At 63.4% G+C, this 16,567-nt stretch carries 18 protein-coding genes; 4 read left to right on the forward strand and 14 right to left on the reverse strand.

Annotated features, from left to right (window positions below):
* Positions 1-79: 79 nt before the first annotated feature.
* From B5J99_RS19645 to B5J99_RS18775, 6 genes are all read right to left on the reverse strand, one after another.
* Positions 80-580, reverse strand: coding sequence for a DUF736 domain-containing protein (locus B5J99_RS19645; RefSeq protein WP_162892707.1), 501 nt, complete (start codon positions 578-580; stop codon positions 80-82).
* Between the two features lie 202 nt (positions 581-782).
* The gene (locus B5J99_RS18755) at positions 783-1,133 is read right to left on the reverse strand and encodes a hypothetical protein (RefSeq protein WP_117353632.1); all 351 of its coding nucleotides are present in this window, start codon (positions 1,131-1,133) and stop codon (positions 783-785) included.
* Between the two features lie 72 nt (positions 1,134-1,205).
* Entirely contained in the window at positions 1,206-1,577 is a 372-nt protein-coding gene (locus B5J99_RS18760; RefSeq protein WP_117353634.1) for a DUF3768 domain-containing protein, read from the reverse strand.
* A gap of 59 nt (positions 1,578-1,636) precedes the next feature.
* Positions 1,637-3,310, reverse strand: a complete 1,674-nt coding sequence (locus B5J99_RS18765) for an ATP-binding protein (RefSeq protein ID WP_162892708.1) — start codon at positions 3,308-3,310, stop codon at positions 1,637-1,639.
* 103 nt (positions 3,311-3,413) lie between these two features.
* The gene (locus B5J99_RS18770) at positions 3,414-4,049 is read right to left on the reverse strand and encodes a DUF7007 domain-containing protein (protein ID WP_425456500.1); all 636 of its coding nucleotides are present in this window, start codon (positions 4,047-4,049) and stop codon (positions 3,414-3,416) included.
* Positions 4,050-4,096: 47 nt separating this feature from the next.
* Positions 4,097-5,179: a hypothetical protein gene (locus tag B5J99_RS18775; protein WP_162892709.1), complete on the reverse strand. Its 1,083-nt coding sequence runs from the start codon at positions 5,177-5,179 to the stop codon at positions 4,097-4,099.
* A 271-nt stretch (positions 5,180-5,450) separates the two neighbouring features.
* Between B5J99_RS18775 and B5J99_RS18780 the strand changes: the two genes are divergently transcribed.
* Positions 5,451-5,948 carry a hypothetical protein gene (locus B5J99_RS18780; protein ID WP_117353642.1) on the forward strand — a complete coding sequence of 166 codons (498 nt, stop codon included), beginning with the start codon at positions 5,451-5,453 and terminating at the stop codon, positions 5,946-5,948.
* A 7-nt stretch (positions 5,949-5,955) separates the two neighbouring features.
* On the opposite strand, the gene B5J99_RS18785 is transcribed toward B5J99_RS18780, so the two are convergent.
* The 8 genes from B5J99_RS18785 to B5J99_RS18820 form a co-directional block, all read right to left on the reverse strand.
* Complete coding sequence (locus B5J99_RS18785) at positions 5,956-6,450, reverse strand: RES family NAD+ phosphorylase (protein ID WP_117353644.1); 495 nt, start codon at positions 6,448-6,450, stop codon at positions 5,956-5,958.
* Positions 6,451-6,454: 4 nt separating this feature from the next.
* Entirely contained in the window at positions 6,455-6,805 is a 351-nt protein-coding gene (locus B5J99_RS18790; RefSeq protein WP_054590611.1) for an antitoxin Xre/MbcA/ParS toxin-binding domain-containing protein, read from the reverse strand.
* Between the two features lie 111 nt (positions 6,806-6,916).
* A complete protein-coding gene (locus tag B5J99_RS18795) occupies positions 6,917-7,117 on the reverse strand; it encodes a hypothetical protein (RefSeq protein WP_117353646.1) in 201 nt (66 codons plus the stop codon).
* Between the two features lie 16 nt (positions 7,118-7,133).
* Positions 7,134-7,757 carry a DUF6927 domain-containing protein gene (locus B5J99_RS18800; protein ID WP_117353648.1) on the reverse strand — a complete coding sequence of 208 codons (624 nt, stop codon included), beginning with the start codon at positions 7,755-7,757 and terminating at the stop codon, positions 7,134-7,136.
* Positions 7,758-7,769: 12 nt separating this feature from the next.
* Positions 7,770-8,411 carry a hypothetical protein gene (locus B5J99_RS18805; protein ID WP_117353649.1) on the reverse strand — a complete coding sequence of 214 codons (642 nt, stop codon included), beginning with the start codon at positions 8,409-8,411 and terminating at the stop codon, positions 7,770-7,772.
* Positions 8,412-8,458: 47 nt separating this feature from the next.
* Positions 8,459-8,851, reverse strand: a complete 393-nt coding sequence (locus tag B5J99_RS18810) for a hypothetical protein (protein ID WP_117353651.1) — start codon at positions 8,849-8,851, stop codon at positions 8,459-8,461.
* Positions 8,820-9,770 (reverse strand): ArdC family protein, encoded by a 951-nt coding sequence (locus B5J99_RS18815; protein WP_117353653.1) that lies wholly within the window; start codon positions 9,768-9,770, stop codon positions 8,820-8,822. The genes B5J99_RS18810 and B5J99_RS18815 overlap by 32 nt, the downstream gene beginning before the upstream one ends.
* 83 nt (positions 9,771-9,853) lie before the next feature.
* Positions 9,854-11,947 (reverse strand): ParB/RepB/Spo0J family partition protein, encoded by a 2,094-nt coding sequence (locus B5J99_RS18820; protein WP_162892710.1) that lies wholly within the window; start codon positions 11,945-11,947, stop codon positions 9,854-9,856.
* Between the two features lie 574 nt (positions 11,948-12,521).
* On the opposite strand from B5J99_RS18820, the gene B5J99_RS18825 reads away from it, so the two are divergent.
* From B5J99_RS18825 to B5J99_RS18835, 3 genes are all read left to right on the forward strand, one after another.
* Positions 12,522-13,550 carry an IS110 family RNA-guided transposase gene (locus B5J99_RS18825; RefSeq protein WP_117353657.1) on the forward strand — a complete coding sequence of 343 codons (1,029 nt, stop codon included), beginning with the start codon at positions 12,522-12,524 and terminating at the stop codon, positions 13,548-13,550.
* Between the two features lie 395 nt (positions 13,551-13,945).
* Positions 13,946-14,854 (forward strand): tyrosine-type recombinase/integrase, encoded by a 909-nt coding sequence (locus tag B5J99_RS18830; protein WP_117351965.1) that lies wholly within the window; start codon positions 13,946-13,948, stop codon positions 14,852-14,854.
* A gap of 6 nt (positions 14,855-14,860) precedes the next feature.
* Positions 14,861-16,054, forward strand: coding sequence for an IS91 family transposase (locus B5J99_RS18835; RefSeq protein ID WP_117351966.1), 1,194 nt, complete (start codon positions 14,861-14,863; stop codon positions 16,052-16,054).
* The last annotated feature ends 513 nt before the right edge of the window (positions 16,055-16,567 follow it).

The raw sequence follows: 16,567 nt of genomic DNA on the forward strand, positions 1-16,567 counted from the left end.
CGCGACAAATGCGCAGACGGGCCTTCCCGATGTGACCGGCGCGGGTCGCGGCACCGGTCACGGGGGGGGCTTGTCCCGGTCAGGCGTCGACGCTCGCGCGCGTCTTGCCCTTGGGTGCCGGAGCGGTGCTTTCGCCCAGACCGTCGCCGGTGGCAGCGGCGCTGTCAACGCTGCGGTCGCTGGCCGGTTCGTCTCCGGTGGCGGTGAGCGGCGGCAGGGCGCCTTCACTCTCGCTGCCGAAGCCGTCGAGCGAGGCCTTGGGCTTCGAACGGCGCCAAGCGACATTGAAGCTCCCATCGTTCTGCTGGAACATGGCGACCGGGATCGGCGCCGAGAGGCTGGGATCGTCGATCTGGCCCGACAGGAAGCATTCGCCGGTCTCGTTCGACGAGTATTCCCACAGCGCACCGATCTTGACCCAGCTGCGGCGGTCCGCCGAGAGCGCCATGAGGTCGAACTTGGGTGCCCGCTCGTTGGTGGATTCGAAGGCCCGCAGAGCGACGGTCGCACTGAAGGTCAGGGTGGTGATGCGGCCGATGTGAACGCCTTCTGCGTTGGCCTTGAGGGTGCCGATGTTCATGTCACATTCTCCTGATGCTGTCCGAACCCCTTGTCCGGAACACCTTCTCCCATCCCCCCTCTCCTCCGGGCCCGTGGCCCGGCCCGTGCGCCAGCCACCGCAGGCGCGCGTAATTCTTTCCAGCCCAGAGGGCTGAGGAGTCTCGATGCGTGGTTTGGAGCTGAACCGGCCCTGCTTCGAGCCATGCGCGGTCTGTACCGACCTAAGCTTCGGGCTCGGACCTGTCCTTAATCTGGCTGAGGCGCGCCATGAAGGCCTTGGCTTCGAGCTGATTGGGTCCATCGCGCGTGGCGAGGCAGGCCATCCTGTCGATCTCGAGCTGTGCGGCAAGACTTGCATCGATATGGCAATAGGGTTCGAGCACGCGGATTGCGTCAACTGCGCGGGGGAGCTCGCCGAAATCAGTTCCGACCCATACGAGTTCGATCTCTTCTCCGTCTTCGTCAGGGGCGCTCAGTACCTGTGCGAAATAGGTCTGAAGTGGACGGTCCCAGCCAACATAGGCACTTGCCGCCGCAACTCCGTCACGAAGCGGCACTTTGTGTCTGCTCATGCGCTTTTTACCTCCCCATCAGGTTTGGGCGGCTGCCGGGTGACGCAGCGATATCCCTGTCCCTCACAATGATCAGTAGTCCGCTGGCCGCATCAGCGTGATGACGCGCCGTGTCATCGCTGGATTGGCCGGATCCTCGGACCCGAACGCCAGTTCGGTGTCGTAATAATCGACCTTCATCAGCACCTTGATGCCATCGACATCCATGCTTGCAAAGTCTCGCTCGGGCGAATCCGGGGCGAAGGTGCAATGGCGCAGAGCGGCCATCAACCGGGCCTGTGCCCGCATGCTTTGTGCCACCGTGTCGCCGCCGAGTTCGGCTAGAAGCCCGGAGGTCATGACGATGCGTGCCATGCGGTCACGGCCCTCCCGCGCGGCATCATTGAGCAGCGCGATGCGCTCGGTGCGCTGCAGAGCGCAAGCGAGGTCGGATGTGTCATGCATTGGAGGTCTCCTCCCGATCAAAGGGGCGATCAGCGGGCAACCGGACGGCCTCGCGGGCTTCAGCCCGCAGGCTGACAAGCGGAAAGCTGAACATCGATCGCGGTCCCAGGGGCAACGGTAATGGCAACCTGCCGGCCCTTGGGAATGACCCACAGGATGCTGGCGAGCGTGTCGCGGATGCGGGCCGCAACGGCCTCGTCCTCGCCGAGCAGCACCCGGGCCGCGAGTTCGCGAGCATCGCGCAGAAAGTGCTCGTGCTGGGTGTCCCAGGAATCGGCCTCGCTGTCGTCGCTCGCGCAGAAACAGACGTTCTCGATCAGATCGACCAGCGTTTCGGGGGTCAGCGCCGGACCCGGCACAAAAGCGATACGGATCTGGTCGACACCGCTGTACCAGCCATCCTCGCCCACGACGAAGGCGACGTCTGCCGGGATCCGTTCCTCGCGCTGCGTTTCGCTGGCGCGGTGAAAGACACAGAACCTCAGTTCGATCGTCTCGGCTCGAACATGGTCATCGAGCGGCGGGAAGCTGCCGTTCTCGGCGATGACGTGGCCCTGCTCCCCGGCTGAAACATAGAAGCGCACGTTGCCGAGCTGATGCAGCGCGTCATACCAGCCATAGCCAGCGTATGCGGGATGGTTCTCGACGAGGTGCGGGCGCAAAGGTTGCTCGCGCAGCGCGCGCTCCAGTCCCTGTGCAATATCGGGCTCAATATCCGCGACAAGGATCGTGTCCGCACCTGCCGCGACTTCCTCATACTCGACATTGACGTTGTCGCTCTCCGCGATGGCCGCATGCCAGCGGGGCAGGCAGGGGTCGGCCTCCGGCAGGGCAACCCCCAGATCGCGGGCTTCCTTCCAGTTCTCGAAGGAAAGCCGGTGCTGGCCTCTGTGCGCCAGCGCGGCATAGATCGTGCGCTTGCACGCTGCCTGCAGCGCCGCAAATGCGGCGTTCTCGACGAATTCCTTGCGCGCCGGGAGCACAAGGGCAAGACCCGGGGTGGCCCCGATATCGAGCCGGGCATGGTAGGTCTTGCCGCCAAGGCTCTCCGAGACGCTGGCAAGCTTGCGGGTGAGCACCATGCCATGGAAGTTCGTCGTGGGGTCCTGGTGGTATTCGCGCCCCTCGAACACGCCGATCTGGCTGCCGTTCCACTCGGCGATGTAGTTTGCCTTGGCGAGAAAGTCCTCGCGCGGCACTTGCGCGCCATTGAAGAAGACCGGCAGCGGATAGAACTTCGCGACCTCGCGCAGAATCCGCTCGGTCGTCTGCTCGCTCACCCCGGGCATCAGGAAGGTGATGGTCGTCCCAACCGGGCGAGCAAGGGGCACCACGGCAATGTCCTTCGCGCCGGTCCAGCCATCCGCGGGGACATGCACCGACCATCCGGTGTCGGCATCGCCATGACGTGAGCTGATCCGGGTGTCCTTGCCCGCCAGGCTGAAGACACCCATGCCTGCCGGGTCTTCGGCCTCATGGATGTGCTGGCTCCAGCCCGAATCCCCCAGCGCAATCATGGTCTGGGGATCGGCGACCCCGGTTCCATCATCGACAAGGGTCAATCGCGCTCCGTCCTGATCGGCGCAGCAGGCGATATCGATCCGGGATGCGCCAGCGCGGCGACTGTTCTGGAGGAGCTCGCCGAGGATATCGCCGATGGTGCCGTTAAAGAGGCGCGTGACTTTGGTGATCGTCTTCGGGCTCACGCTGGGTCGGATGACTGTTGGGTTCATGGCAAAGGGTCCTTCATCGCACTGGTTCGCCCTTCCCCTCCCCCTTCCCTCCAGATCGGCGGATCGATGCCTGGCCAGAGCCGGGCGGTCCTCGGCCTGCTCTTCAGCCCACGCGCTTAGGCCGCAGGGCCTCGGGCATCGGAATGATCTCGTGCGCCGTATCCCGCAGCGCTGTGACCTCGCCGCGCGCCGCGTAGAGGTCCTTGGCGATGAGCGCGCAGACCTCAGCCTCGCCATAGGTTGGCCGGCCAAGGTGATCGACGCGCTCAACTTGCCGGGCAATCACGCCGACTTTGCCTTCCGGCACCCAGTCGGCCCAATCACCCCAGGCGGTGGTCACGCAGAATTCGCCGATCACGGCCATATAGGCCTTGCGCGTCCGCAGGATCGCGGACGCATTCTCCTCGATGGCCTCTCCGGTAAAGGCACCGAAGCGGTCCGGGTGCCAACACCGCGCGGTATCGCGGGCAAGCTGCAGAAAGCCCGCGGAGCAGGAGCGCTGGCGTTCAAGCTCGCTGGCGAAGGCAAGGATCGGGAGCGCCCAGTCGCAGTCTTCCTCGTAGGAGCCGTCCTCGATCAGTAGCGCCGGCGGCATGGCGGCCTGCCTCTGATCGGACAGAATGATGCCGCCGTGGCTGGCGGTCATAACTGACCATACGCCGGGGGCCAGCTGATCGGCCTGCTGGACAGCACCCCAGATCGATGTCGATGGGCGCGGCGACGGAGCAAAGCATGTCATGAGCGAACTCTCCTTCTTCAGGTTCGCTCAAATCCTCCCCCTCCCCTTCACTCGAGAAGGCTGCGGGCTTCGCTGATAATTGCCTCAGGCGTCACGCTGCTGACGGCCATGGATACGACAAGCCCGGCCTGACCGAGACGCTCGCGCTCGATGCTGCGCAGCTCAAGATAGTCGGCATCATCCGACTGCAGGATCTGGAGCGCGAACTTGCACTCCACCCCTCTATGCTCATCGAGCAGCGCCACGAGGAAATCCGGCCTCGCCGAGCCCGCAGCCAGCGTGATGTCAAAGAGGACCTTCTTGACCGCCATCCTGACACCGAGACGGCGCAGTTCATACTGGGCCTGTTGAAGCGCGCGCAGCACGTCGCGATCATGGTCGCGCTCGGCGGGCACGAACTGGTTCCCGCTGAAGACGGGCTGGGCATAGGCGCGCAGCGCCAGGTATCCTTCGCGCCGACTATGCTCGCCGACGACGGCCAGCACGAGAAAGGGTGGCTCGACCTCGGCCCGGATGATCCCGGTGTGTTGGATGCGATTGCGGATTTCGACAGTTCCTAGCCCTGTCACCACCTCGCTCGATGTGACCTCGCTCGCTTCGAGAAGCAGAAAGGCCTGCGGTGCAAACTCGGGCGGCCAGGTCTCGGCTGCAGCCCGCAATCGGGCATGGACGCGCCGTTTCTCGTAATCGATCGCGTTGGTGTAGAGATGATCCGACAGCCGAATGCCCGGCGCGATGTCGAGGCCCTGAGCGGCGCGCTTGAGGTGGCGCATTTCTTCGCTGATCGAGCCTGCGCGCCTGCCACTAGGCGGTAATTCGCGCAGGATGTTCGATCCTGCTCGCTCGAGCAGCAGCCAGAGCAGCTTGCCGAGGCGCGGGATAGCGACACCGCGTGAGCGATCGTCAGGCTCTATGTCCTCTGGCCTCTGTGCAAGCTTCTCCGGGGCCTTCTGGTGCGCGCTGAACAGGCCTTTCGGAATGCCGATGGCATAGAGCGAATCCTTCACGGTCTCGCGGATGCGCGGCGGCGCCTGCGGCAGATGAAACGGGCATCCTGGCTCGTGGCCTGGCCGCGAAGTAAGACGCCTGAGGTAATAGGTTTCCTGAAAACTGAGATAGGCCGCGCTCATCAGCGGCGGTGGCCGCTCTGCCCCAAGGCAATCGCAGGCGATCCACTTGTGGTTCTCTCGCGCGGTCGAGACCAGTGAGACCGAAGCGCGGTGGTCGGCCTCGCTGCCCCGCCCTGTATACCACCGCACCAGCGCAGCCTTCAGCTCGTCGCTGATGGCGACCCTGCCGGTCTTTCCTGTGGTGTCCTTACCTACCAGCCACATGCATGATGACGCCTTGACCCTGTCATTTGTTCACGATATGTTCATAATCTGTAGGAGCCCATGAATAATGAACAAGGTCTTTGATATCGGCAAGTTCGACCTCGATGTCACGCTGCGCGACGCGGCGCTTGATCCGAATTGCCGCCCAACCAAGCGCATGCTCGCCAATGCCTCGATCGGAGTGGAGCCGTTCGATGCTTATTACTCGGCGCGCGAGCTCTACGAGACCTTGCAGGGCGTGTTTCAGGGCCTGCCCAATGCCAAGGCTCGGCTGACGCAGATCCTGTCCTGCCATTGCGATGACTATCAGCGCTGCCTCTACTATGCGCTGGCAGGGCGCGGGGTTGTCCAGATGCTCGACGATCTCGAATGCCTTTTCGAACTCCTTGGTGCCCGATGCCAGATTTCGGGGCACATTCTTCGTTCGGGCCAGCACCCTGCGCCGATGGTCAACCCTTACGTGTCGTCAGAGCCTGATGGCCCTGTTCCTGCCCGCAATGCCGACTTTACCGAAGGCCCATCGTGGTATCTCGATCCCGGCCTCGGAGGGATGATCGAGGAATAAGCGGCCATCAGTTATTGCGAAGGCCAAGCCGGTCGTCGTCATCAACAAGCGTGATGCGCCCGTCCCAGTCCCACAGGACCAGATTGAGCGCGTCCGCGGGGGCACCGCGGGCGTAGCTCGGGACGACGATGCCGGCATAGCCTTGCGCGATCGCGGCCTCCGCCAGGTCTTGTGTCGGGACCGGGTTGCCTGAGAGCATCCGATCGCGCCACGCCGGGTCGGCGAGTTCAGTCGGTGCGATCCCAAAAGGCCGTAATGCAGCCGCATCGCGGCCATCGAGCAACGGTCCGATGTCGGCCTGATAGGCGACCAGCGTAGTGGGCTGGAGGGTGCCAACCTGATTGGCCTCGCGCAGCGCGGTCTCTGGGGCGAGGGAAGTATAGAGCGCGCTGCGCCCGATGCGATTGAACCGTCCGCCAAACCGGGCCGCCCCCTCCCCTGAGAGGGGTTCGCGGGACCAAACCGGGTTGTGGGCGCGGTAGAGCAGCCCGGTAAAATGCATTGGACTAGGCGTGGACGCCGGCGTCGACCGCGTCGATATAGGTCAGCACGTCATCGGCCCGGTTGCTCTGTACCAGCTGCATGGCGGTCTGGCCCGAGAAGCCGGGCAGCGGTTCCGAGCGGTACCAGGCATAGGCCAGCAACGCCGAGCCAAAGCGCGGCTCGACCTTGTTGAGCACCTCGACCATCTGGCGAAGGCGGCGCTGGGTACGATCGGACGCGATCCGGTCTTTGCGCTGGATCGCATCCTTGCCGAGGCCCAGCGAGCGCGCGAGTTCGTCGCTGGTGGTCCGCAGCGCGTCGACGATCTTGCGCGGAGCAAACGCACCGTTGTCAGCGTAGTTTTGAATCGCCATTGCACTTTCCCATGAATTCTGACGCGATATAGCGTCAATCTTTGCGGTAATCAAGGTTCGCTGTGCCAGACTCAGTAGGTGTTCCGGTTCTGCCGCAGAGGTTACCCGCTCTTACAAAACCACGACCTGCAATTCGATCGCACCGGAAAGGCCCTCTTCTGCAGGCAGAACGCAGAAGGGCTGGAGCTTGCTGGTCGTCCGCACCACGGCATGGCTCTGCCCGGAATTTGCGGTCATCCGGATGGCAAGGCGCTCGGCATTTGCGCGTCCGCACAGGATCGCCCTTCTGGGATCGAGGCTCTGAAGCAGCATGGTCACCTCCCGAGCGTTACGGCGTTGCCGGGAAGAATGTGCGCGGCGCACGCTTGGGGGGCACGACTTCGAACCTGCGCTCCATCAATCTGCTGATGCGGAATCGGCCTCGCCCATCGGGCGTGCTAAGTTCAATCTTCGCGCCGCGCTTTGTCACCCTGAATTCGGCGTGTTCGCTCCCGTCGGTGAACTTCATGGGTTCAGGCAGCCGGATCATGTCACCGTCGGCGATCTTGCGTTCCTTGAGCCGCAGCTGCCGGTAGCACCGGTTGCGCCAGTCGAGGGCATAAGGGTGATTGGTCGGACCCAGTTCCTCGAGGATACTTCTGGGACACCCGGCCTCCACCGGCCCGGAGTTTTCATCCATGTCCTTGTAGCCGAACAGGTAGCCGTCTGCGGCCTTGGGGTTCCAGCGCACCAGACAGATCACCGCGGAGATGGCGTGGGTCTGGTTGTTCGATCCATAGCGCTGGACAGCTGCGTAATAGGCCCCGTTTGTGGACACGCTTCTGATGACCCGGCATCCTTCGAAGGTGCCGGTTTCTTCATTCTCGCGCTCCCATGTGAGCTGATTGTCGAGATAGGCCTTGGGAGTGTCGAAGCCCCCCATTCCGGCACGGTGCATGTAAAGCCAGCCCATGCGTGTCCTCCTTCAGATGAGCCCCGGCTGCGCCGGAGGTGCGATCTTCAATTCGCGCGCGATCCGCGCCGTGAGTGCGGGAATGTCTGCAAGGGCGGTGATCGGCGCTTTGCGCATCACCGCGCCAGGCGGTTTCCAGAACGGGTTGCGCCAGGCGAGACCCGGCTCGCCGAACCTTTCCGGGCTGATCCGGACATAGATACCTTCGGCTTCCAGCACATGCTCGCCCGCGAGTTGTTCCTGTGATGTGTAATAGCTGATGCGGTAATCGGCATGCTCGAGCCCGATCCCTGCTGCGATCTGGCGAAGGGCGCGCGTGCCCTCGCGCCGGTAGTGGCGCAGCTCTTCGGGACGATAGTCGATCCCGCGCTTGACCAGCGCAATGATCGCCGGTCTGTGCTTGAGCTCGGCAAGGCGTTCGATGCACTGGGACCGCAGCGCCTGGTCGTCTGCCTCACATTCGGTCGGCCTTCCGTCGGCAATGCGCTGAAGGTGGCGGGTGAGGAGCAGCACTGCCGGGCAGCTTCCAACCTGCCGGCCTGCAAGGCGGACATCATCGACGGCCTCGTTCAATGCCCGCAGCGCATTCTCGAAGGTTGTCAGTCCATCAGGCTGGAGTGCGCGGCGGTAACGGTAATCGATGTCGCAGGACATGAGGCTTCCTTTCCATTGCAAGATGCAATGGCCCCATCCCCCTTCCCTCAATGCAGGCTGCGACGATGTTCGCTTAGGCCCTGCAGCGGCAACGGCTCGTAGATCATCGGTCGCAGGAGCGTGTTTGGCGCAATCTGTTCGAGGATTCGTGCAACAGCCGAGACGGCAACGCCCGCCTCGGTTGTCTGGATGATGAGCGTTCGGCCTTGACCCGGAGTTGTGCCAAGTGACCAACCGGCGTCCCCCTTTCCGAGAAGACCGTCCAGCACCTGGCGTGGATCCCTTTGGGGAATCAGGCCTGCGATATACTCAGCCAGCACACCGCCAATGGGCGCCCTCCCCCGGCCTGCAACATCGTCGGCATAACGGTGAAGCTGGGTGAGGCGAACGACCTCCTCGGGGGCTGGCTCAAGCACAAGCCGGAACTGGCGCCGTTTCATCGGCTTCCTCCCCTTCATCCTCCGCAGGTTCGCTCTGGTAGCCCGAATAGGCCGCAAGATGGTTGAATGCCTGATCGGCCTTCGCGGCCGCGGTGATGATCGCCGTCTTGTCGGCCTCGAGGATCTCCAGCCAGTGCGAGACATAACTGGCATGGCTTTCGTGGAGGTCTGCCGGAAGGCCCAGTTCGTAGCAGATCCGGGCACTCACCTGCTCGGCGACCAGCTCCTCGAAAGAGTATGCCTTGTCGCCAAAACGCTTGCCAAACTCGCGGGCGAGCCGCGAGGCATGGCCCGACCAATGGCCGAGTTCGTGCGCTTTCGTGGCTACGAACCCGTCTTCGGTGTTGAAGACATTGGGGTGCGGAAGCTGAATATAATCAGCGCCCGGCGAGTAGAACGCGCGGTCTCCGCCGAGGCGTATGTCAGCCGGGATTGGGCCGAAAAAGCGCTCGATGGCAGCGGCCTTCTGCGAGGGCGTCGGCGGCGCTTCAGGCACCGGGCTCGGATAGAAATGGGGCGGAAGGCCATCGATCTGCGAGGCGTTGAATACGCTGTAGGCGCGCATGAAGCGGATGGTTTTCGACGATTCCTCGCCGGTTGCATGGTCGATCGCAGTCTTCTTTGTGCTGTTGAAGTAGATGCTCGGCTCGGCGGTCTCGCCCTTGCGGACCTGTCCGCCAAGCTCGATGGCCTGGCGCCAGGTCATCCAGTAGCGTGAACCATAACCATAGTGGTCGGCGACCGCCCAAAGATAGAGGCGGTTGATCCCGGTGTAAGGGACGCCTGCTGCGCGCAGCGGTGCTCCGCCCATCCCGGCCTTCTTCCAGGGCCGGCGCCAGGGCAGCGTTCCGGCCTCGATTGTAGCGATGATCAGATTGGTGATTTCCTGCGCGACATCACGCTTGGGTCGTTGGCGCATGGGCCTGCTCCTCAACAAAAAAGAGGCCCGGCTCACTCAGGCGAGTGGCCGGGCCAGGTCATCAGGAGGGGTGATTGACCGCCTCAGGCGGCTACCGCCGCTTCATCACAGGCGACTTCAGGTTGATGGTCATTGAGGAGCTCGTCGGCCTCGTTGCTCGCTTCACCGTCATCGCTATCGCAGACGTCGGCGACAGGGTCGCTTTCGCCGGTGTCCGGGATGACCGGATCAGCAGGATTAGCAGCAATCGTGAACTTCATGCCTTCAGGCAACCAGGCCAGCGCTGCTTCCTTGACGTCCTGTTCAACGATCGCCTTGCCGGCGAAGATCGTCTCGCAGGTCTTGGCAAGATCAGCCTTCTTCGATGCGGCATAACGCGCCGCAAGATCGCTGCCGCCGACTTCGGTCAGCGCGGCAAGACACGAGGTCTTGCTGACTCGGTCGAAGAAATTCTCGGCCGTCGGCCGCCACATCGCTGCAACATCGATGTCGAGCATGCTGCCGATGACAGCATGGATCGGATGGTATTCCGAACCATAGCCCTTCTTGGCTTCGAGCGAGATGGCCACCGTATAGGCGAGCCACGCCGCCTTGGCTTCGTCGGCAAGTTCGCGAAAGGCGATGAAGCGCTGGGCTGCACAGCCATGTTCCTGCCATGCCGTGTCGAGCGCGTTTTCGGCCTCGGCGAGAATCCCTTCGGCTGTGGACTGCGAAAGTTCTCCGGTCGCAGGATCGCTGGGTCGTCCGCCCTTGATCGAGGTGCCCCGGCTTTCATAGCTGCGGCTGTCGGCCAGTGCGAAGATGGCGAAGTCGAGCGCGAGCCCCGCATCGGTGAGGAGGGATGCCGACAGGATATTGCGGCGCTGGACCGAAAGCTCGTCGAACAGGCGGGCGCTGATCGGCTTTTCTGTGCCCGGCGCAAATGCCTCGGGCCTGGAAGGTGCAGCGCTGCCGCGCTTGGTGGAACCTGTCACCGGCTCTTCGGCCGTCGCTGTCACCTTGCCATTCTCATCGGTCTCGAACGACAGACGCTTTTCGCTGTAGTAATCGGCCTCGAGCACCATTTCGCCGCGGGTGGTGAGAACCAGAAACCGTCCGGCCTCACTGCGCCATTCTTCGGGCAGTGCGCGCACCGGGTTATTGAGGTCGCTGCGCTCAGCATCGAGATCCTCATATTCGGCCTCGAGCTGCCCGAAATCGGTATCACCGCCCTCTTCGCCTTCGTCGATGATCTCGCTGATTTCTTCCATGCGGGCATCGATCGCGTCAATTCGGGCACGTGCTTCTTCGGAGAGCGGCACGGGCGGGAGGCGAACCGCATTGACGCCCATTTCGCTTCGCGCCTGCCATGAATTGGTCGACGCCACCGGGCTGATCCAGGCAAGGCCGGTCTCGGCAGTGATACGCTGGGCTTCGGCTTCCATTTTCTCCGCCGCAAGCCTGTGCGCGATCTCGATGTCGATCCAACGATCATCTGCCGCTTCGCTAAAGAGGTCGCGCTCGATCTTGCCGCCAGCGGCGATATAGGCATCCTCGCCGATCAGCAGCGCGATTGGGTCATTGCCGCGCATGGAACCGCTCGCCACCATCCGCCGGATGGCATCTGCGCTTGGGTTATAGGCGTACCGCATCTGGTCGAAGACCCGCAGCTGCACCTCATGCTGATCGGTAGCAGCATAGGCTTTCGCGATTTCGAGGGTGACATCGCCCTTGGCAAGCGCTTCGAAGATCGGCTCGGCGAGGTTGGCAAGCCGCAAGCGGCCTTCCACGAAGCGCTGGGTGAGACCGAAGCGTTTGGCGACCGCGGCAACATCGCTGCCCTCCTTGATGAAGTGCTGGAAGGCGCGGCATTCTTCAGCTGGTGACATCCCGACGCGCTGGAAGTTCTCAGCCAGCGAGGCCTCGCCAGCTTCCTCTTCGCTGCCCTCAAGCAGCTTGCATTCGATCTCGGTGTCGGGGGCCCAGGCACCGCGCGTGACGATCATCTCGATGGCCCGCAGGCGGCGACCACCGGCGATCACGGCAAACTTGCCGCGCTTCTTGCTCTTGGTGACCAGCAGGTTCTGCAAAAGGCCGCGCGCTTCGATGTCGGCGGAAAGCTGAATATCGTCTTCTTCGCTGCGCGTTTTGCGCACATTGGCGTCGCTCAGATAGAGCCGGGAAAAGGGAATAAGCATCGTGGTCACTCCTGATGTCCACCCGGCAATCACCCGGGCACACATCCCCTCCCCCTCCCCTTCTGATCTGCGTTTCACGCAGACCTCAGGGTTAGTCGTTGTCGCCGCGCGAATGGAAAGCGTGGCATGCTCCGGATTTGGAGCGCGCGGCTCGCCGGAGGTCAGAATGCCGCAATGGTTGGATGCTCATGGTGAGGCGATCCTGGGATCGCCACAATTCGCAGCCCGAGCAGACCGATTCGGGTGCCGACCGCGGCTCAACCGCTCGCGACTACCAGACTAGCCTGATAGTTCGGCCCGAAGCGGACATGCCGCTTCCGGGATGGCGCATCGGCCCAGCTCATGACCGGGAATGGGTGGTTAGCTGCTATCTCTCGTCATTCCGGCGAAGGCCGGAACCCAGAGCGGCACACGCTGTTCCATGAGGCTCTGGACCCCGGCCTGCGCCGGGGTGACGGTAACGGCGGGTTTCGGGATCAAGCATCGCCGCCGCGAATGACCGCAAGTGATGTCGTGGACGGCTCTCCACCCCGCGGGGTAATTCTCTGCGGATGAGTCGGAGAGGAGAGCGACGATGGAGCAAGTATCGGTTGTTGGGCTGGATCTGGCAAAGTCTGTTTTCCAGGTTCACGGCGTCAACGCGCAGGGCGAGGCTGTTCTGCGGCGCAAGCTTTCCCGTGGTCAGCTGCTGAAGCTGTTCGAGAAGCTGCCGCCCTGCCTTGTCGGCATGGAAGCATGCGCCTCTGCCCATCACTGGGCGCGTGAGCTGACTGCATTGGGGCACGAGGTCAAGCTGATGCCGCCGCAATACGTGAAGCCCTATGTGAAGCGCGGCAAGAACGATGCTGCCGATGCTGAGGCGATCTGTGAGGCAGTAACCCGACCCACGATGCGGTTCGTTGGCGCGAAGTCGCCGGACCAGCAGGCGACCATGATGCTGCACCGGGTGCGCAAGATCCTGACCCGGCAGCGCACCCAGATCAGCAACGCCCTGCGTGCCCACATGGCCGAGTTCGGCATAACCGCAGCCATCGGGCGCGGAGGACTGGATCGGCTGATCGCGGTCATCGCCGATCAGGATGATGCGCGATTGCCGGACGAGGCACGGGCCTGCCTTGGGGTGCTGTGCACGCAGCTGGAGATGGTGAAGGAGCAGATCCTCGACAACGACCGGCGCATCCTGGCCGATGCCCGCAAGACCGAGGCAAGTCGCTGGCTGATGAAGATACCCGGCATCGGCCCACTGCTGGCCAGCGCGATCGTGGCCTGCGTGCCCGATCCTGCCACCTTCTCCAATGCGCGAAGCCTATCAGCGTGGATCGGCCTCACACCGCGCCAGAACTCGAGCGGCGGCAAGGAGCGGCTCGGCAGCATCACCAAGGCCGGCAACCCTTACCTGCGCGAGTTGCTTGTGGTCGGCGCCATGGCAGTGGTGCGGCGAGCAAAGCAGGGCAGCACCAAACGGCCGTGGGTGATGCAGCTGCTCGAGCGCAAGAAGCCCAAGGTTGCCGCTGTCGCGCTGGCGAACAAGAACGCCCGGATCATCTGGGCGATGATGACAACGGGCGAGGCTTACCGGGAGCCGGAGTTGGCGGCAGCCTAAGAGATCGCGCCCCAGGGCGCTACACCAGTTGGAGAGGGCAGACTGAACTGACGCAACAAGCCGGTTGAAACCGCCGGAACAGGAAAACCCGTTCCACCCAAGCACCTCGAGTGCGTGCAAGTGATAGGGACCTGAACCGTGCGAATGGCATCAGGGCCAGCGGCCGTGCAAAGCCGCGCAAAAGGCCGGACACATGGGCGCCACAACCAGCCAGCGCAGTAAAGAACACCCCTTGCCAACGGAGAGCCGTCCACACAGGGGTCGCTGCACGAACCCGCTTCGCGGGAGTGGTGTTTGGGGTGAAGCTAAGCTGACGGCGCGGGCGCAGCGCCTGGATTGAACAGTGTCCGTGGTGGGCAGACCATTTCGACTCCTTCAACCTGAGGAGTCGAACGATGAACGAGCTTATAGCGATCGGTACGGTCAGCCCGCTGCGCCAGCGGTTGATCGAGGACATGAACATGCGGCGCTTCAGCCGCGAGACGCAGCGCAACTATATCCGCGATGTTGGACGTTTCGCCACATGGCTGGGACGCTCGCCGCACACGGCAACTGCAGAGGATCTGCGGCGCTTCCAGATCGACCAACGCGAGACCGGCGTTCCGGTGCCGACGATGAACAGCATAGTTGCAGCGCTGCGGTTCTTCTTCACCCACACGCTGGATCGGCCCGATCTGGCGCGCAAGCTGGTGCGCACTTCGCACGCCCGCAAGATCCCCGTGGTGCTGACCCAGGACGAGGTGAAGCGGTTGCTGGAGGCCACGACCTGCCTCAAGCATCAGGCAGCGCTGTCGGTTGCCTATGGCGCGGGACTGCGCGTCGGCGAGGTCTCGGCGCTCAAGGTGCGCGACATCGACAGCAAGCGCATGGTGCTGCGTATCGAGCGTGGCAAGGGTGGCCGATATCGCAACGCCATGCTGCCCGAAGGCCTGCTCGTGCTGCTGCGCGAGTGGTGGCGCGCCGGACGACAACAGGGCGTGTTGCATGCAGACAGCTGGCTTTTCCCAGGCAGAAGCGCGCTGCTGCCGATCAGCACCCGGCAGCTGTATCGCGTCGTCGTCGAGGCAGCCGAGGCAGCGGACATCACAAGGCGGGTCGGCCCGCACACCTTGCGGCACAGCTTCGCCACCCATCTGCTGGAGGACGGGGTCGATATCCGCGTCATCCAGGCGTTGCTGGGCCATGCCAAGCTTAACACCACCGCTTTCTACACACAGGTGGCAACCAAGACGATGCGAGCGGTGATCAGTCCGCTCGACAGGCTGGCCTTGACCTCATCCACCGCGCAGGTGCCCGACGGCTGAGGCCCGGTGCGCACCTCCATAGAGGTGGCCGACATCTTCCGCGTTGCAGGGCCTGGCTATCGCATTGCCCATGCCGGGCATCTGAGCCTGCACCAGCTCAAGATCATGTCGGCCGTCGAGCATTGCCGCACCGCTACAATGGGCGGTCACGTCGAAGCCTGCACAGACTGCGGGCATTGGCGGATCGCCTATAACAGCTGTCGCAACCGGCATTGCCCCAAGTGCCAGGGAGCAGCCGCGCGTACCTGGCTGGCCGAGCGCGAGGCCGACCTGTTGCCGGTGGGCTATTTCCACGTCGTGTTCACGCTCCCGGCACAGGTCAGCGCCATTGCGTTCCACAACAAGGCGCTGCTCTATGACCTGCTGTTCAAGGCCGCCTCCCAGACGATGCTGACCATCGCCGCCGACCCCAGGCATCTGGGCGCACGTATCGGCATTACCGCTGTACTCCACACCTGGGGCTCGGCGCTTACCCATCATCCGCATGTCCATATGATCGTGCCCGGCGGCGGTATCGCGCGTGATGGCGAGCGCTGGATATCTGCGCGCCCGGCCTTTCTTCTGCCCGTCCGTGTCCTGGGCGCCCTGTTCCGCCGCCTGTTCCTCACGCGGCTGATCGCGCTCCACGATGCCGGCAAGCTCGGGTTCTTCGGCAGCCTGGCGCATCTCGCCGAGCGGCGGGCCTTTCTGCGTCATCTGTCACCGGTCCGCAGAAAGCGCTGGGTGGTCTATGCCAAGCCGCCCTTTGCAGGACCTGAGGCGGTGCTCGCCTATCTGGCGCGCTATACCCACCGCGTCGCCATCTCGAACAGCCGCATCCTCCGCTTCGACAGTGAAGGCGTCACGTTCCGCTACAAGGATTATCGCCGCAATGGCGCGCAGCGCCAGCAGGACATGACCTTAGGCGCCGACGAGTTCATCCGTCGCTTCCTGCTGCACAACCTGCCACGCGGGTTCCACCGGATACGCCATTACGGGCTGCTGGCCGGTGCGACCCGCAAGGCCCATCTCGAACACGCCCGCCGACTGCTGGCGGTTGCGCCACCTGCCATCGATGACACGGCTGTCGATCCGCCGGACCATCGGCCACCGTGCCCGTGCTGCGGTGGCAGCATGGTCATCATCGAGACTTTCGAGCGCAGATATCAGCCGCGCGCACCACCGCATCCTGTCAACGCATCCGGGAGAACATCGTCGTGACCCGGCACGGCCTGCCTTCAACCGGCCCCGAAGCGACCGTGCTTCGGGGAGCACAGAGCACTGCGCCATCACCCACCAAAAGCAGACCTGCGCCCTCCAAAATCGGACGGTCCGATTTACGGCAACCCGCTCGTCACCCCAAAAGCAGCCAGTCCGCTTTCAGTTCCGTCCGCTTATCGGCAGCACCCACCGCTGCTCCCACAAGCCCAAAATCGAAATCCCCATAGACATCAGCACCTGACGACCGCGGGTTCGGGCACCGTCGACTTTCCGACGCCTCACGGCGTCCGAAACTCTAAACGATTCCTGAATGTCGGCTGCTGACGAGAAACGTGCAGAAGCTGACTGGCAGGTTCCGTCACCATAAGCCGAACGGCAGGAAGCTGCCTTTGTTGAAAAAAATCTGCCATTCAGGAACCGACCCCATGTCAGACGCTCGGCTGCGACCTGCAATATCCTGAAAGCGGTCCTAGTTCAAATAGCGCAGAACGGCTGAATCTGGGACACCGCGTA

This window comes from Blastomonas fulva (assembly GCF_003431825.1).
Taxonomy (GTDB): Bacteria; Pseudomonadota; Alphaproteobacteria; order Sphingomonadales; family Sphingomonadaceae; genus Blastomonas; species Blastomonas fulva.

Coding starts and splice junctions, on each gene's coding strand:
- B5J99_RS19645 (WP_162892707.1), bottom strand. CDS start 580: ATGAACATCGGCACCCTCAAGGCCAACGCAGAAGGCGTTCACATCGGC.
- B5J99_RS18755 (WP_117353632.1), bottom strand. CDS start 1,133: ATGAGCAGACACAAAGTGCCGCTTCGTGACGGAGTTGCGGCGGCAAGT.
- B5J99_RS18760 (WP_117353634.1), bottom strand. CDS start 1,577: ATGCATGACACATCCGACCTCGCTTGCGCTCTGCAGCGCACCGAGCGC.
- B5J99_RS18765 (WP_162892708.1), bottom strand. CDS start 3,310: ATGAACCCAACAGTCATCCGACCCAGCGTGAGCCCGAAGACGATCACC.
- B5J99_RS18770 (WP_425456500.1), bottom strand. CDS start 4,049: ATGACATGCTTTGCTCCGTCGCCGCGCCCATCGACATCGATCTGGGGT.
- B5J99_RS18775 (WP_162892709.1), bottom strand. CDS start 5,179: ATGAGCGCGGCCTATCTCAGTTTTCAGGAAACCTATTACCTCAGGCGT.
- B5J99_RS18780 (WP_117353642.1), top strand. CDS start 5,451: ATGAACAAGGTCTTTGATATCGGCAAGTTCGACCTCGATGTCACGCTG.
- B5J99_RS18785 (WP_117353644.1), bottom strand. CDS start 6,450: ATGCATTTTACCGGGCTGCTCTACCGCGCCCACAACCCGGTTTGGTCC.
- B5J99_RS18790 (WP_054590611.1), bottom strand. CDS start 6,805: ATGGCGATTCAAAACTACGCTGACAACGGTGCGTTTGCTCCGCGCAAG.
- B5J99_RS18795 (WP_117353646.1), bottom strand. CDS start 7,117: ATGCTGCTTCAGAGCCTCGATCCCAGAAGGGCGATCCTGTGCGGACGC.
- B5J99_RS18800 (WP_117353648.1), bottom strand. CDS start 7,757: ATGGGCTGGCTTTACATGCACCGTGCCGGAATGGGGGGCTTCGACACT.
- B5J99_RS18805 (WP_117353649.1), bottom strand. CDS start 8,411: ATGTCCTGCGACATCGATTACCGTTACCGCCGCGCACTCCAGCCTGAT.
- B5J99_RS18810 (WP_117353651.1), bottom strand. CDS start 8,851: ATGAAACGGCGCCAGTTCCGGCTTGTGCTTGAGCCAGCCCCCGAGGAG.
- B5J99_RS18815 (WP_117353653.1), bottom strand. CDS start 9,770: ATGCGCCAACGACCCAAGCGTGATGTCGCGCAGGAAATCACCAATCTG.
- B5J99_RS18820 (WP_162892710.1), bottom strand. CDS start 11,947: ATGCTTATTCCCTTTTCCCGGCTCTATCTGAGCGACGCCAATGTGCGC.
- B5J99_RS18825 (WP_117353657.1), top strand. CDS start 12,522: ATGGAGCAAGTATCGGTTGTTGGGCTGGATCTGGCAAAGTCTGTTTTC.
- B5J99_RS18830 (WP_117351965.1), top strand. CDS start 13,946: ATGAACGAGCTTATAGCGATCGGTACGGTCAGCCCGCTGCGCCAGCGG.